At 39.2% G+C, this 13,968-nt stretch carries 15 protein-coding genes; 1 reads left to right on the forward strand and 14 read right to left on the reverse strand.

Annotated features, from left to right (window positions below; all coding sequences use genetic code 11):
• Positions 1 to 10: 10 nt before the first annotated feature.
• The 13 genes from SALPA_RS10805 to SALPA_RS10855 form a co-directional block, all read right to left on the reverse strand.
• A complete protein-coding gene (locus SALPA_RS10805) occupies positions 11 to 751 on the reverse strand; it encodes a bifunctional 2-polyprenyl-6-hydroxyphenol methylase/3-demethylubiquinol 3-O-methyltransferase UbiG (protein WP_145093467.1) in 741 nt (246 codons plus the stop codon).
• A 55-nt stretch (positions 752 to 806) separates the two neighbouring features.
• The gene (locus SALPA_RS30330; protein ID WP_222427953.1) at positions 807 to 1,031 is read right to left on the reverse strand and encodes a hypothetical protein; all 225 of its coding nucleotides are present in this window, start codon (positions 1,029 to 1,031) and stop codon (positions 807 to 809) included.
• Between the two features lie 102 nt (positions 1,032 to 1,133).
• A complete protein-coding gene (locus tag SALPA_RS10810; RefSeq protein ID WP_222427954.1) occupies positions 1,134 to 1,703 on the reverse strand; it encodes a GrpB family protein in 570 nt (189 codons plus the stop codon).
• Between the two features lie 514 nt (positions 1,704 to 2,217).
• Positions 2,218 to 2,538: a carboxymuconolactone decarboxylase family protein gene (locus SALPA_RS10815; RefSeq protein ID WP_145093473.1), complete on the reverse strand. Its 321-nt coding sequence runs from the start codon at positions 2,536 to 2,538 to the stop codon at positions 2,218 to 2,220.
• Between the two features lie 27 nt (positions 2,539 to 2,565).
• Positions 2,566 to 3,198, reverse strand: a complete 633-nt coding sequence (locus SALPA_RS10820; protein ID WP_145093476.1) for a chloramphenicol acetyltransferase — start codon at positions 3,196 to 3,198, stop codon at positions 2,566 to 2,568.
• A gap of 207 nt (positions 3,199 to 3,405) precedes the next feature.
• Positions 3,406 to 3,900, reverse strand: coding sequence for an amidohydrolase family protein (locus SALPA_RS31495; RefSeq protein ID WP_255451145.1), 495 nt, complete (start codon positions 3,898 to 3,900; stop codon positions 3,406 to 3,408).
• Complete coding sequence (locus SALPA_RS31500; protein ID WP_255451146.1) at positions 3,887 to 4,192, reverse strand: hypothetical protein; 306 nt, start codon at positions 4,190 to 4,192, stop codon at positions 3,887 to 3,889. Before SALPA_RS31500 ends, SALPA_RS31495 begins: the two co-directional genes overlap by 14 nt.
• A 34-nt stretch (positions 4,193 to 4,226) precedes the next feature.
• Positions 4,227 to 4,586 (reverse strand): MerR family transcriptional regulator, encoded by a 360-nt coding sequence (locus SALPA_RS10830; RefSeq protein ID WP_145093479.1) that lies wholly within the window; start codon positions 4,584 to 4,586, stop codon positions 4,227 to 4,229.
• 135 nt (positions 4,587 to 4,721) lie between these two features.
• The gene (locus SALPA_RS10835; RefSeq protein WP_145093482.1) at positions 4,722 to 4,928 is read right to left on the reverse strand and encodes a hypothetical protein; all 207 of its coding nucleotides are present in this window, start codon (positions 4,926 to 4,928) and stop codon (positions 4,722 to 4,724) included.
• 704 nt (positions 4,929 to 5,632) lie between these two features.
• Positions 5,633 to 6,070: an HIT family protein gene (locus tag SALPA_RS10840; RefSeq protein ID WP_255451147.1), complete on the reverse strand. Its 438-nt coding sequence runs from the start codon at positions 6,068 to 6,070 to the stop codon at positions 5,633 to 5,635.
• A gap of 362 nt (positions 6,071 to 6,432) precedes the next feature.
• Complete coding sequence (locus tag SALPA_RS10845) at positions 6,433 to 8,379, reverse strand: FAD-dependent oxidoreductase (protein ID WP_145093487.1); 1,947 nt, start codon at positions 8,377 to 8,379, stop codon at positions 6,433 to 6,435.
• A gap of 261 nt (positions 8,380 to 8,640) precedes the next feature.
• Positions 8,641 to 10,059, reverse strand: coding sequence for a sigma-54-dependent Fis family transcriptional regulator (locus SALPA_RS10850; RefSeq protein WP_145093489.1), 1,419 nt, complete (start codon positions 10,057 to 10,059; stop codon positions 8,641 to 8,643).
• A gap of 79 nt (positions 10,060 to 10,138) precedes the next feature.
• Positions 10,139 to 10,510 (reverse strand): HsmA family protein, encoded by a 372-nt coding sequence (locus tag SALPA_RS10855; protein ID WP_145093492.1) that lies wholly within the window; start codon positions 10,508 to 10,510, stop codon positions 10,139 to 10,141.
• Positions 10,511 to 10,728: 218 nt separating this feature from the next.
• Between SALPA_RS10855 and SALPA_RS10860 the strand changes: the two genes are divergently transcribed.
• Positions 10,729 to 11,283, forward strand: a complete 555-nt coding sequence (locus tag SALPA_RS10860; protein ID WP_145093495.1) for a flavodoxin family protein — start codon at positions 10,729 to 10,731, stop codon at positions 11,281 to 11,283.
• Between the two features lie 113 nt (positions 11,284 to 11,396).
• Here the strand turns inward: SALPA_RS10860 and SALPA_RS10865 are convergent, their stop codons facing one another.
• Positions 11,397 to 13,850, reverse strand: a complete 2,454-nt coding sequence (locus SALPA_RS10865) for an ATP-dependent DNA helicase (RefSeq protein WP_222427955.1) — start codon at positions 13,848 to 13,850, stop codon at positions 11,397 to 11,399.
• Between the last annotated feature and the right edge of the window lie 118 nt (positions 13,851 to 13,968).

Consider the following 13,968-nt stretch of genomic DNA (forward strand, 5'->3'; position numbering starts at 1 on the left):
ATTTAATTTTTTAAACCTTTTGTGCTTTTACGATAAGAAAAGGGGGTCTTCTTCGTTCCTCTTTCAAAACTTCATTTAATAATTCTGCTTCTTCTGTTGCTATTGGCTCTAAAACCCTGACAATATTAAACCCTGTTTCAATCAATGTATTAATAATGCTTGACGTTGTTCGATGATATTTAATTACACCATCAATGAACCATTTTTGTTTTCTAATACCTTCATCATTATAATTATCTAATTTCCAATACAATTTTTCGCCATTTTCTCCTTTCGCCCATCCATTAGAAGCTTTTTTAGCAGTCACAATTGGATGTTCTTGTGAGAAAATCAGTAATCCATTGTTTTTTAAGCAGTGATAAATTTCTTGCAAAACATTTTTAAAATCAGCAATATAATGGAATGCTAACGAACTGAGAACTAAGTCAAACTGGTCTTTATGGAAGCTTATGTCTTCGATGGGAAGGCATCTATATTCTATTTTATCATGTTGATAGAGTTGCTTTGCCCTAGAAATCATTTTTTCCGAAATGTCTATACCTATAACCCGCTCAGCGCCCTGGGACACATACCAGTTGCTAGATTCTCCAAAACCACACCCTAAATCCAATATCTTCTTATGAGTCAAATCATCAGGCAAGAGTGTTCTAAACGCAGGAATTTCAAGAACATCATTAAGACCAGTAGAATCTACCCTTAGTTTAATATAAGAATTATAAAAAATCTCATTGTCGTAGATGTTCTGTTTCAATTTAAATACCTTCTTACAACTTTAATATAATATTGATTTAAAAACTTAGTCCAAATTATTCAAAAGATTTGTCTAAAATTTGTATTGCTGTTTTAAGCAAATCATCTTTCGTTAAATCATTTGTTATTTTTATGTACTCTCCTGTGGTTCTAACATCATTAAATATCTTCTCATTCTGCCACATACTCCTCTGTAGATATTTGGGTATCATCAATTTTTCGTTAGATGCACCTTGATAAAATGCTGTTTCATTAATTAACCTCCGCCTCAATACATCCAAGTCGCCAATTAGCCATATTTTCCTTAATATCTTGATGCTAATGTAGTTGCTAAAGTAGTTTTGCCACTCATAGGGCTACCGCCAATTAGAATTACTTTTATGTTACTGTACAGTTACATCGCCCCTTTCCTTCATCCACATTTCAGCCTTCTCTAGCACCTCATTAATAAACGGTCCTTTACCTTTAGTATATTTTCCCCTATCATCTGAATATTTTAGAACAAGCCTTTTCTTAAGTCTTCCATATTCTTCTGCTACTTTGGGAAAAGCTCTTAGATAGTTCCGAAAAAGTAGATGTTCTAACCAAAAATCACTTTTATATTTGACAACATGCAAATGATGGGTACGTGGCATCCCTTTACGGAAAAACTGCCTATTTGGTATTCCTGCTTCCCCTCTATATTTATAACCATTTAGCTCTAACATGTTTATTTGTTTTTTATCTACTAATGTACGTTCAGAGACACCAAGCATTATATCAATTATTGGTTTTGCCTCTAATCCGTATATTGAAGTACTACCTATATGTTGAATGTCAATAAAATCTTCAAAAATTGTCTTAAGCAAGATACGTTCTTTCTCAAAAAGAATTACCCAGTCGGGATTATAATCAACAATTGTGATGGTATCGTCCATAAAACCTCCAAAACATATAACGGTTAGTTTATCCATTTATAATAATTAACAAACTCGTCATCCGAACATTTACTTCCCTTAAAAGATTGATCGACATTCAAAACTAGCTAATGTAATGTTATTGGTTCGCCTCATTACCATAAAATTCCTATGTAATTAGCAAAAATTCAACTTCGGTGATATAAAACTTTAATAGATACTATCACACCAATATTGCAAAGAAACTGGCACTCTGAAAATGGCATATTCAACACCAATGAAATTCAAACGGAAATAAAAAAAGCTCCGAGGAAAATCCCCAGAACAATTTGATTTATATGTATTTATTGATACAATTATTAGTTGATGTCCCTTAAGGAACCACCGCTCTATCTACCTGAGCTACGGGCGCACATGTTAAAAAGGCAATAGGGTTATTGTTTCGGTCTTCCCCTCTAACTTCATTCCTTCCAATTCCACCATTTTAATAGTTTGGCATCGTATTCATCATTAGACGCATAGTACACCGCACACCTAATTAGCTAATTGCTCATCACTATTCATTATTTCATCACTCGTCATCAAATGCGTTTAATGCTATAGGTAATGCTTGAATTACTATATTTCCCACAGCAGGTAACCCCACCAGAACGGCACTAATGATTTCATCTCTTGTAGCTCCAAGAGACTTGGCATGTTTTACATGAAAGGGCAGTCCACCTTCAAGTCTGGCTGAAGCTAAAACAGCTATGTACGCTAATTCTTCGGTTTTAGCGTCCAGTCTACTGGCTGTTCCTAACTTTTGCACTGTGTCCAACCATATCTCCTGATGCTCAGGAGCTTCTTTTATAAATGTTTGAAATGCATTACTAACCGAAAAATTTTCGTCCATTGTGACCTCCATTTTTATCAACTTATTTTATATCAGGGTATCAACATAATTTTGCAATTTTGAAAAATAAATACCGATATGTATACCATCCACAAATGCATGATGTACTTGTACGGAAAACGGCAATAAGACTTTATTATTGTCTGAAAAATATTTACCCCAAGAAATTCTTGGTACAGAATCATTTTTGTTTAATGAAATAGTATGTGACAGATGCGTAAAAGATACCCAGGGAATACAAGTTATATATATTAAGTCATCTCTTCCGGCAACATCCGTTAAGTTGAAATAATTGTTTTGATTTTCCGCCTTTCTCTTAGCATATTCAGTAAATGCAAAAATATCATTGCTCATTTCTGCTGTAACAAATTTGAATAAATCATCTTCGCCAGCTTTTAAATAAGTAAATGAAGGATGAAGTCTATCATGTAAAATTACTTGATTCTCTCTTATTCTATATCGAAAATTAATTACTTCATTTGCAATATGAGTAGAAGCATAAATCATTGCAAAGTTAAACGAAATCTCCTTTGCTCTTACAAAGCTTAGAAATTTGGTAATATCAATATTTGCACAAATATTATATTGAGGATAATCCATCCTGCGGAAAAAGTTAAAATGTTCTTTTCGTTTCCAGTTATCTAAATCTATATATTTCAAAATTCTCCCTCCAATCTATAATAATACTCTCTAATTCCGATAAAATTTATGGATATTAAACATACTTAATCTGCATTCGCCAATATTCCATTAAATTCCTCTAAAATACAATAATAACGGCACACTCCATCATTGCACCGTTTTTTTGCTAAACCCCTATTTTTTCTTAAAGTTCTTACGAAACAGATGCAATTCTATACTTTATTATCATATTTTTAATAGCCTCGAGATATTCCCTCCTAGCACTTGCTCCATAACATGACGGTCTTTTACTAATTGTTCAATAATAGTTCTTGCTGTTAATGGAGAGCAGTAGGGTGCATCCGAACTGAAAAATGTGCGTTCAGGATATTCCTTTATCGCAAAAGAGGGTGCCATAGTAGTGAAGATTGCTGACAAATCTAAATACGCATTAGGTATATCCTTAACTGCCTTCAAAGTATTTAGCCAATTTACTCCGCCAAGATGTCCTAGTATTAAGGGAACAGTAGGATACATTTTAGCTAGCAGTAGTAGCTCTTTAATATCCTCATAGTTCAAAGGCATGAACGTATGCACCCACAACGGTAGATTGCCAAATTCCTGCGAGGCACGAAACAGCGGTTCAATTTCAGCTATCTTCCCCGAACCTGGAGTCAACTCTCCAATTCCCCGAAAGCCGTTCGCTACTATATATTTATCGATCCACTCAAGATTGTTCATTATAAGATAAACCGAATGGAATTGAACCAAAACCAATATATTTTTCTGGATTTCCCTCAATTACTGTTGTTAGTTCTTTGATAGCACGTATTCGTTCATTAAGCGGGTTTGTTACACCATTCAAGATATCATACAACTTATTAAGTTCTGCTTCAAAACTTTCTAAACTAGTTGCTGCTTCTGGGTGTATAGTTGAAGTAAAAAGGATAGTACAATCAACTTCTGCCTCTGCCATTAATTGAATTTGTCGCTCTGGCGGAAATATTACATGGGCATGACTATCAATAACCATAATGTCTCCTCTTCTCCACAATTATTTATGTTTACTAATAATCCTGCCTTTCAAATTCCCTAATTCGTTCTCTTAATCGCAATTGCACTGTCTGCAATATAGCAAGCTGTTTGTTTACTTCATTTAACTTTGTTTTATATAACTCATAAGCAGCCTTGCATAATGGTCGGTCTTTTTGTATTGAAATCGGGCACTCAATAATTTTAGCAATATCGTCCGTATTGATCCCTAAGCTTAAATAAAATTGTATTGTATTAATTCTTTCAATGGCGTCATCATCATAATCCCGATACCCGTTTTCCATACGCCTGGAATTTATGATATTCTTTGTTTCATAATATCTTATTGACCGTACACTCACACCTGTCCTACGCGACAATTCTTTAATTAGCATTATAATCGCCTCTCAGCTTTCATTTGACTATATTATAAAGTATGACATTGATGTTAAGGTCAAGGATAAATTATTTTATAGTTGTTATCGCACAGTTAAGATTCTGCTTCCAATTACTTTATTTAGCCCGATTCATTATTTCCAAAAAAGGAAGTGTTCTTCATCATCAAATCCCTGCTGCCTGAATAAAAAAAATTCTTCCAATACCTCCTCAAATCTTTGGATAGTATCGGTTGTATCTTTTCCCTCTTTATACAGCCGATCAAGCTCTTCAGATAGTTCCCAAATTTCATCATATAACTCCGTCTCTTGTTTCTTAAAATCCAGGTATCTGCTATTCATAAGTCAGTTAAACCCACCCCTCCTTATTTTATCTGGAGGCTTCTATGCCCTCCTGTAATCACCCATGAATGGGAATTTTACAGGAGGAAATTAAAAAGGATCACATATGCAGGATTATTTCTACCCTACACATGCGATCCAAATCGATCTTTGCAACAGTATCAAGACACAGGAAGCAACCCAAATAACAGAACCCGTCAGCGTGTCCTGCCAAACCTGTATCAAGATATGATACCATCGAATATTACATGCAGTCGCACAGCCATCTGCCTTGCGCGCCAATCATTACACCCCGATTGTCAAAACTTGTAATTCAGCTAGCAACCGGGTATAATAAGATTGTCGTCGTTGGACAGTTCGCTGTTACGTGTAGGTGTCTGTGCACCTGCTCGTGCCTATAGGTGCTCTAACACCTATAGGACACGGCGACTTTACTTTTTAATTTCCACCTATTACTAATATTAGTACTCTTTTACATGAATTGCAAGTGTATGAAGATAAAAAGATTGGTTTCCTATCAAAAAACTTACACCCGTCCCTTGTAAGTAAAAAAGCAGCCGGTTAGACGGAATTAATTCCCGTAACCGGCTGCTTCCAAGAAAAGACGGGATGGTGGTTGTATCTTTATTAATTCTGTCAATCTAACGCACTCTCCTAAGAATTGCCCCTGAAGAATATTTTGTTTTCTGCTATATTACAATATATTATTTTTGTATAAATAAATTTCGAATAGACTCAATTACAGCTAAAATATTAATCTGCTTCATACGGTCTGGCACCGTTTTATAATGTTTTCTACAAAAGCTAAATAATTTTGCTCCATCTACTTTATTGTCAGTATATATATTTTCGGATAAATCATTTAGCATCCATTTATATCTCGGAAAGATATGCATATGAAAGTGCGTTGTTTCCTCCCCAAAATTAGCTATATATACCTTCTCAACATCGTCCATCTTTTCCAAAGCCGTTACTCCAAACTTCATAATAATTCCCATACGTTGTATTTCCAGTTGATTCAAATCACTATATGACTCGACATGCCTCAACGGTGAAATAATCAAATATCCTGGGATATTTATATCAATACAATGATGTAAAACAACATGCTCATCTTTAAAAATTATTCCGCCAACTGGCAATATATCAGCCTTAACTATACTACAGGTGAGACACATATGGTTCCTCCAAATTATATTATCTTATTTAGCAAGCCTTCCCCTGATTGAGAGTATGTTCAAACTCTTTTGTACAATATTGTTAGATTTGCTATATTGCCATTAATTTCCTGCAAAAAAAACAGCACAAATCGGCACATTGGCAGCAAACACGGCAGCATACCAAAAAACTGTATACTTTCTATTTCGGCACAACAACATAAAAAATCTTCCCTCTGACTTGAATAGTTTTATTCCTATTCTGGCCATTTAGGAAGATTTTTCATTATTTACACAAATTTTGCATCATCTGATTTTTTTAAAAAACTCAAACCTTAGTATCCCAATTAGATATCAAGTGCGGCATGATATCCCTGATAAATTGCTGTCGTTATGGTAGAGGCAGATACACAATCACCGATCGTTATAACATACGGTGCACAATCAATTAACTCATCTACTACATTTCTTCTTGCTCGCTGTCCAAGTGCACAGATTACTGTAGTACCTGGAACAAGATGTTCCCCATAAGCGTCAGCACAGACAACACCTTCTTCTGTTACCCGCAAGCCCTTATATCCTGTGTGAACATGAATCTTATTCATTTCGATTTCCTTTAACAAAATCGGACGGTGTCTGATATTCGCATCCGGAGCCAGTTCCGATCTCATCTCTACCAGTTGTACCACTTTGCCTTCCTTAGCAAGATGGATGGCTATTTCACAGCCTGCCAATCCGCCTCCCAAAACTACAACTTTGTCGCTGACCTTATCTTGCTTGAGATAATAGTCGTTAACGACAACTACATGTTCTCCATCAAGTCCATAAATTGGTGGTACCAATGGTTCAGAACCAACGGCAATAATTAAAGCATCCACGTTTTCTTTCTCTACATAATCTTTAGTGACGGTCGTATTTAAGCGAATCTCCACACCGGCGTCCTCGGCCAGCTTGCCAAGTGTAACACCTAGTTGATACATTTCATACTTAAAGGGTATTGCCTGTTCTCCCTTTAAGATACCACCTAACTCGTCAGTTTTCTCGCAGAGAATGACCTTATGCCCGCGTTTGGCCGCGGTAATGGCAGCTTCCAAACCTCCAGGGCCGCCGCCTGCTACCAGAACTTTGCAGGGATGAGCAGAAGGAATCACTTCTGTTCCATCCAGTTCACGGCCGATGAGAGGATTAACCGTACAGCGTCTTGTGGAGGTAACAGCACGTTCCGCCATGCAGGTAAAGCATCGTAAGCATTTTACAATATCCTCATCACGGTTGCTCATAACCTTTCTCGGAAGTTCATGATCAGCAAGCAACGCGCGAGCCATTTCAACTATATCTGCCTGCCCACTGGCAATAATTTCTTCCATCATAGCCGGGTCATTTAAACCGCCGAGTGTTGCCACAGGAATGCTTACATGTTTTTTTATTTCAGCTGCAAGGTAGACATTGCAGCCATGAGGTACAAACATAGAGGGATGTGTAATACTAAATCCTCTCTGATAAGTGCCTGCCGATACATGTAATAAATCGATCCTTGATTCCAGCAGTTTGGCAATTTCGACACCCTCGGCAAGATCATAGCCGCCCTCAAGCAATTCGGAACCGCTCATTCTAAACTCAATTGGAAAACCAGGGCCAACTGCCTCACGGACACTGTCAATAACTTCCTGAGCAAGCCGCACTCTGTTTTCCAAACTACCGCCGTATTTATCGGTTCTATGATTGAAATAAGGAGATAAGAACTGATTAATCAGCCAGCCATGGCCGCCATGAATCATAATCATCTCAAAACCGGCTCTCTTGGCGATTCCAGCACATTTACCATATGCGGCTACGATATCAGCAATCAATTCTTCGGTAAGTTCCTTTACCCTAAGACCATCCGGACGGACTCCGTCACTTGGCCCCCACTGGGAAAGTCCGCCTTTCTTATCCTTATCTGTAAGATAAGTTCCGGCATACTGCCCGGAGTGAGACAATTCGACACTGGGGATTGCACCATGACGACGAATAGCATCTGCCGTGTAAGTAAAGCTGGCTAGAGATCCTACGGTCTTCAGATCCAGATGAAACATATGCGAACCTTCTGTTTCTGGATGAACCACCACTTCACTGACGGTAACTGCGGCAGCGCCGCCTTTGGCCCTTAACTCGTAAAAAGCAGTAGATGCGCGACCAATAGTACAGTCAGCAGTAATATCTGTTCCTCCCATAGGGGCGGAAAACATGCGATTGCGGAAATGGACATTTCCAATTTTAATGGATTTACATAGGTTTGGATATTTTCTTTGCATAGTTTCATTCTCCTTTCTATGTTTGGATTTAATAAATCTCTAATATATTCAATTTTGTATAATGCTCCTTTCTTGTGAATTTATATACACATTACTATATAGCAAACTTCATGCCAATGTTTTACTATCAGCAAATACACTATCAGCAATCAATACCATCATTTTGATGTACCTTTTTGTTCACTTTTTTCTCCAACACAAAAGCGGCGATGTACCATTTTAGGTACATCGCCGCTATCTTACAGCTTTGTCATCACTTTATTATTCCCCATCCTGTTGACGTTCTATTTCTTTTAATTTGCGGTAAAGAACCGTACGGTAAATTCCGAGACGTTCGGCTGCCTTACCAATTTTTCCACCACACTCTTTTACTATATGCTGGATATATTTTCGTTCCACCGTTTTGACAACCTCACGTAAGGTGCCATTTAGCCCTAATAAGCTAAAAATATTGTGCTTGTATTCATTTTCTTGAGAAATTGCATCAAAGGCCAGTAAATCAGGTTGACCGGCCTGCATACTACTAATGACTTTGCGTTCGACAGTACTGCGCAATTCACGTACATTGCCCGGCCACTTATAACTTTGCAAAGCCGTAAAGGTCTCGGCATCAAATTCAACTTCCAATCCATATTTCTTATTAAAGTAATCCAAGAAGCGTAAGGCCAGAGTCGCAACATCTTCCGGCCGCTCTCTTAGTGGCGGTATCACTATGGGTATAACGTTGAGACGATAATATAAGTCACTGCGGAACTTCCCCTCCGCAACCATCTTTCCCAGATCCTTATTTGTAGCGGCAATAAGCCTAAAATCCATCTTCCGGTCCATATTGCTGCCGATACGCCGAACTTCGTAAGTTTCTAACACTCTCAACAATTTTGCCTGCAACAAAAAAGGAAGCTCGGCAATCTCATCTAAAAACAATGTACCCTGATGAGCAGCCTCAAACAATCCCACTTTTCCTTCTGCACGTGCTCCTGTGAAAGCTCCTTTTTCATAGCCGAACAGCTCAGATTCAACCAGATTTTCTGGCAGGTTGGCACAATTCACCGCAATAAAGGCTTTCTCGGATCTTTTACTATGCCGATGTATATATTTAGCTAATATCTCTTTGCCTGTTCCCGATTCACCTAATAGCAAGACTGTACTATCAACCTGCGCCACGTTATGAGTCTCCAGTAATACTTGCTTCATTTCCTTACTTTCCGCCACAATTGTTTCGGTTTCTAAAACATACCTTCTTAAATACTCAATTTCTCGCGTACGCCGGCTATTTTGTTCTTGTTCCTCGTGGCTAACAGGTAATGCCTGCGCAGCAGGAGGTATACCGTACGTTACGACTAAAATAACTTCACCTTTATCGTCAAATACCGGCGTACTTCTCGAATAATGGACAATGCCAAGTTTAGTTCTTAACATGCCGCTCTGTTCACACTTTTTTTCTACAGCCTCAAGCGCGTAGGATTTATTATAAAATTCGTTGTTTACTAAATCCCTAACATTGGATGTAAGCAATCGATCAATTGACATATCAAGTGTCAGGGCTGTCGTTGTATTCGAAAGCAATATATTACCGTACTTATCAGTTACAAAAATTGTATGGGGCAGATTATTAAATATCTGTTTCAAATTTTCTTGAGCAAGTTCATAGCTTGCGCTCACTTTTTTTGCACCTTTCACTAATCCGTCACCCCTAATTCAAAAATTATAAATCAGCTGAATAAGTTCGACAAAATTTCTTTTAAACAAAATGAGAATACTAATGCAGTTTAAAAGTACTAAAGAGTACACCTGAAATCATTGGTATTAACCATATTAGCCATACGAAAATACTTAACTTATGAAAATTAACTTTTAAATAGTTATTCTCTGAGTATAATACCCATGTTGCCCATATGGTATGAATAAACATAAGAAGTATAGCAAACATCCCTGTCAAGCCATGAAAATCAGCCTGAAATCTCCCTGCAATTTGGCTCATTGCAGTAGTACCGATACTATCAAATACTAGTCCTAACCAAAAAACTACTACGTGCCACCAATTCAAATTGTTTTGAGCCTTTTCTGCTAATACAGCCAGAGTATAAAAAAGGCCAGCCAAGCTAATGAAACCAATGGCGATAATCATCATATATACTGCATCCTCCAATTAACCCGTGTCTTGCTATATCATATCAAATCATCCGCATCACCACAATAAACTCTAGCTAGTTGGTTTCTGTTAACAAAATATGAACCTTTAGAAAGACAGAGGGAATTAACGCTTTATGGAGAAATTAGCAAATGGAAAGAGATCTCACGCCAAGGTCTATGCCTTAAAATGATTTGAAACGACGGGAGGAATTACATTTGAAAGTATTAGCATTTCTCGGTAGTCCACGAAATGGCAATACAACCGCCATGGTCAATGCCGTCTGTAAAGGAGCTGCTAGCGCAGGCCACGAGACAGAGGTAATCAACCTCGCTAGCCTAAAAATTTCCGATTGTACTGCTTGCTGCGCTTGTAAAAGCGGCAAGGTCGAGTACTGTGCTGTCAAAGATGACATGCAAAAACTATATACCAAAATTATCGAAGCTGACTGCCTTGTGTTTGGAACGCCGGTATATATGGGACAAATGACCGGGCAAATGAAAAACTTTTTTGACCGGTGGTACCCATTCCTAAGTGAGAATTACCACATTTATCATTTGCCAGGGAAAAAATATATCACTGTAACCGCCAGTGGCGCACCGGCGGCAGTATTTCAATCATTAACAGATTACTTCAATCATTGGCTTGGCAGCTTTTTCAAGATGGAGCTAGTCCAAAATATAGTAGGCGGTGAATTGGGACCAGCAGATGCTATAAACAGCCAACCTCAACTCCTGACTATGGCCGAGAATGCCGGTCGTACCTTGAAGTAACGTACTCTCGTATAAGAAGCAGGCTAACGTAAAAGACAAAGTACCTAATTCGACTTATACTGAAATTAGGTACTTTGTCTTTTTATATACAGCCTGTTACTTTGGCGCGTTCCCTACCTCTTAAGCCAAAACATCTTTGCCTTATCCGCAATAGTAGTAACACTTTTGGCATTTACTGCCCCCCGCCATTCTGGTGGAAATAGGCGTCTATACCTCGGCTGCGAAAACCTGGCATCAATTAAGAGTATCAGTCCCCGGTCTTGTTCGGTACGAATTACCCGTCCGGCTGCTTGCAAGACCTTGTTCATTCCCGGATAAACATAGGCGTACTCAAACCCCTGGCGGTTTGTCTTATCAAACCATTGCCTGACGATTTCCCGTTCCAGACAAATCTTAGGCAGACCGACGCCAACGATAATGGCCCCAACAAGACGTTCGCCAGTCAGATCAATTCCCTCACCGAATATCCCGCCCAAAACAGCGAAGCCCACAAGGGTAGCCGCGTTGTCATCAGAAAAATGTTGTAAAAACTCCGCTCGCTCCGCTTCCGTCATCTCACCCATTTGTCGAATCACCCTTGTTGACGGGTTTTTCGAGGAAAAGCGCTGACATACTTCCTCCATATAACGGTAAGATGGTAAAAACACCAGGTAATTTCCCTTTTTTACCCCAATTGCTGCTGTTATACTATCGACAATAGCTTCATAGGTTTGTTGCCGCATTTTATAGGTTGTACTAATCGTATCAGCAACTAAGAGTCCTAGATTATCATGAGAAAAAGGGGAAGGAACAGCTATTTTGCCATCTTCCTCCTCACCGCCTAGAATCTCTGAAAAATAGGCAAGCGGCGTTAATGTAGCAGAGAAAAAGATAGCGGCCCGCCCCCGTTTAACCGCCTGCCGCAGCAATTCTGAGGGATTAACGCAAAACAGCTTGAGTTTTACATCCTTTTCCAGCTTCTCACAGTAGGTCACATACCGCTCATCATACAGCTCCGAAGTCCGCAGAAAAGCATTGACCTTGAAGTACAGTTCTAATAACTCTTCACGAAAACTGGTCTGTTCATTCTTGGCCAACCATTTTTCAGCCAACTCCATAAACTTTCTGAGTTGTGGCAAAACCTCAGCCGGCAGTACTGCTGCCACGTAATAATCGGCTTCACCCACTGCGGATTTTTCCACACACAGCTTTCCAGCCTTTAACATATATGAGTTTATCTTGTCCGCAGCTTTAGCCAGCCGGGGAAGTTCGTGCTTTATGCTTTTCTTTAGATCCAGAAAACTCTGTTTGGTTATTTCTGCTGAAAACATGTCCCTGGCCCGGTCAACAAGATTATGGGCCTCATCCACCAAAAAACAATACTGGTCATTATTCTCGCAAAAGAAGCGTTTCAAATATACCCTGGGATCAAAAACATAGTTATAGTCACATATAACTATGTCTGCCCACAAAGCTAAATCCAGCGACAATTCAAAAGGGCAAAGCCTGTGATCCCGGGCAACTTGTTCAATTGTCTCCCGCGTGAAGGCTTCCAGATGCCAGCAATCGTTCAGCGCCAAGTTAATGCGATCATAATAACCCTTAGCATACTGGCATTCTTCCGGGGTACAGGCTGCCCCCGGCATAAAACAAGTTTTGTCTTTGGCCGTCAGGGTCAGCGTTTTACATTGCAGCCCTCCTTGCCGCAGCCTGGCAAAGGCCTCTTCTGCTAACTCCCGGGTTACCGTTTTGGCTGTAAGAAAAAATAGTTTCTCCACCTGCCCCAGGCCTAATGCCTTGACGGCTGGAAATATGGTTGCCATCGTCTTGCCGGTACCTGTTGGTGCCTGTGCAAACAGCTTACGCCCCTTAGTCAATGTTGTATATACGGCCACAGCCAATTGCCTCTGGCTATGACGAAACTCCGGAAAAGGGAATTGCAGCAATTGAGCTGAGACATTCCGAACCTCTATCCAATCGCCAAGCCGTTTAGCCCATAGTGCATACTGTGTTATCAGGGATTCAAAAAAGTCTGATAGCTCGCCAACAGAATAAACTTTTTCAAAAATCTTCATTTCTAAGCTAGCGACCTGGCAATAAGAAATCCGGACACTTATTTTTGGTAAACCCTGCTGGATGGCATACATATAAGCATAACACTTGGCCTGCGCCCAGTGCAGCGGATTATAGTCTTCCTGTATTTCATCAAGCTCATCGGTAACTGACTTGATCTCATCAATAGTTACCTGTTTATTGCCTGTCCCGTCTTTTGTAGTAATAATACCATCGGCCCGCCCGCTGATCTGTAAGTTCACATCAGGCCGCTCAACCACTATTGCCAAACTTACCTCTGGTTCATACTCCGACCCTTGCGCTTGCTGGATTTTACGATGAATTTTACTTCCTTCGACCATGCGGGAACTGCCGGTAAATGCTGCTGATAAATCCCCTGACCGGAGTACAAATTCAACTAAATTCCGTACTGAAGTTTTTACCACTTTGTTTAAAGACATATGTATTACCCTTCGTCCTGGAGTATTGCTTTTACATCCTGCTTCTAGGTTACCACCCCACACGATTGTACTCAAGTCAAACTAGGAAAAAGAGGCCACAGAAAAAACCTGCCTATGGCCTCCCTGGCAAACGCTATGTCATTACTTTTATGTCGAAAAAACTATAATAAAGTCAACTTTGTTAGCAGGAATA

The sequence above is a fragment of the Sporomusa sp. KB1 genome (genome assembly GCF_007830295.1).
GTDB lineage: Bacteria > Bacillota > Negativicutes > Sporomusales > Sporomusaceae > Sporomusa.

What these genes read in the sequence shown, in the direction of transcription:
- SALPA_RS10810 (WP_222427954.1), bottom strand. Translation starts at nt 1,703, where the DNA reads ATGGATAAACTAACCGTTATATGTTTTGGAGGTTTTATGGACGATACC.
- SALPA_RS10815 (WP_145093473.1), bottom strand. Translation starts at nt 2,538, where the DNA reads ATGGACGAAAATTTTTCGGTTAGTAATGCATTTCAAACATTTATAAAA.
- SALPA_RS31495 (WP_255451145.1), bottom strand. Translation starts at nt 3,900, where the DNA reads ATGAACAATCTTGAGTGGATCGATAAATATATAGTAGCGAACGGCTTT.
- SALPA_RS31500 (WP_255451146.1), bottom strand. Translation starts at nt 4,192, where the DNA reads ATGGTTATTGATAGTCATGCCCATGTAATATTTCCGCCAGAGCGACAA.
- SALPA_RS10830 (WP_145093479.1), bottom strand. Translation starts at nt 4,586, where the DNA reads ATGCTAATTAAAGAATTGTCGCGTAGGACAGGTGTGAGTGTACGGTCA.
- SALPA_RS10835 (WP_145093482.1), bottom strand. Translation starts at nt 4,928, where the DNA reads ATGAATAGCAGATACCTGGATTTTAAGAAACAAGAGACGGAGTTATAT.
- SALPA_RS10845 (WP_145093487.1), bottom strand. Translation starts at nt 8,379, where the DNA reads ATGCAAAGAAAATATCCAAACCTATGTAAATCCATTAAAATTGGAAAT.
- SALPA_RS10855 (WP_145093492.1), bottom strand. Translation starts at nt 10,510, where the DNA reads ATGATGATTATCGCCATTGGTTTCATTAGCTTGGCTGGCCTTTTTTAT.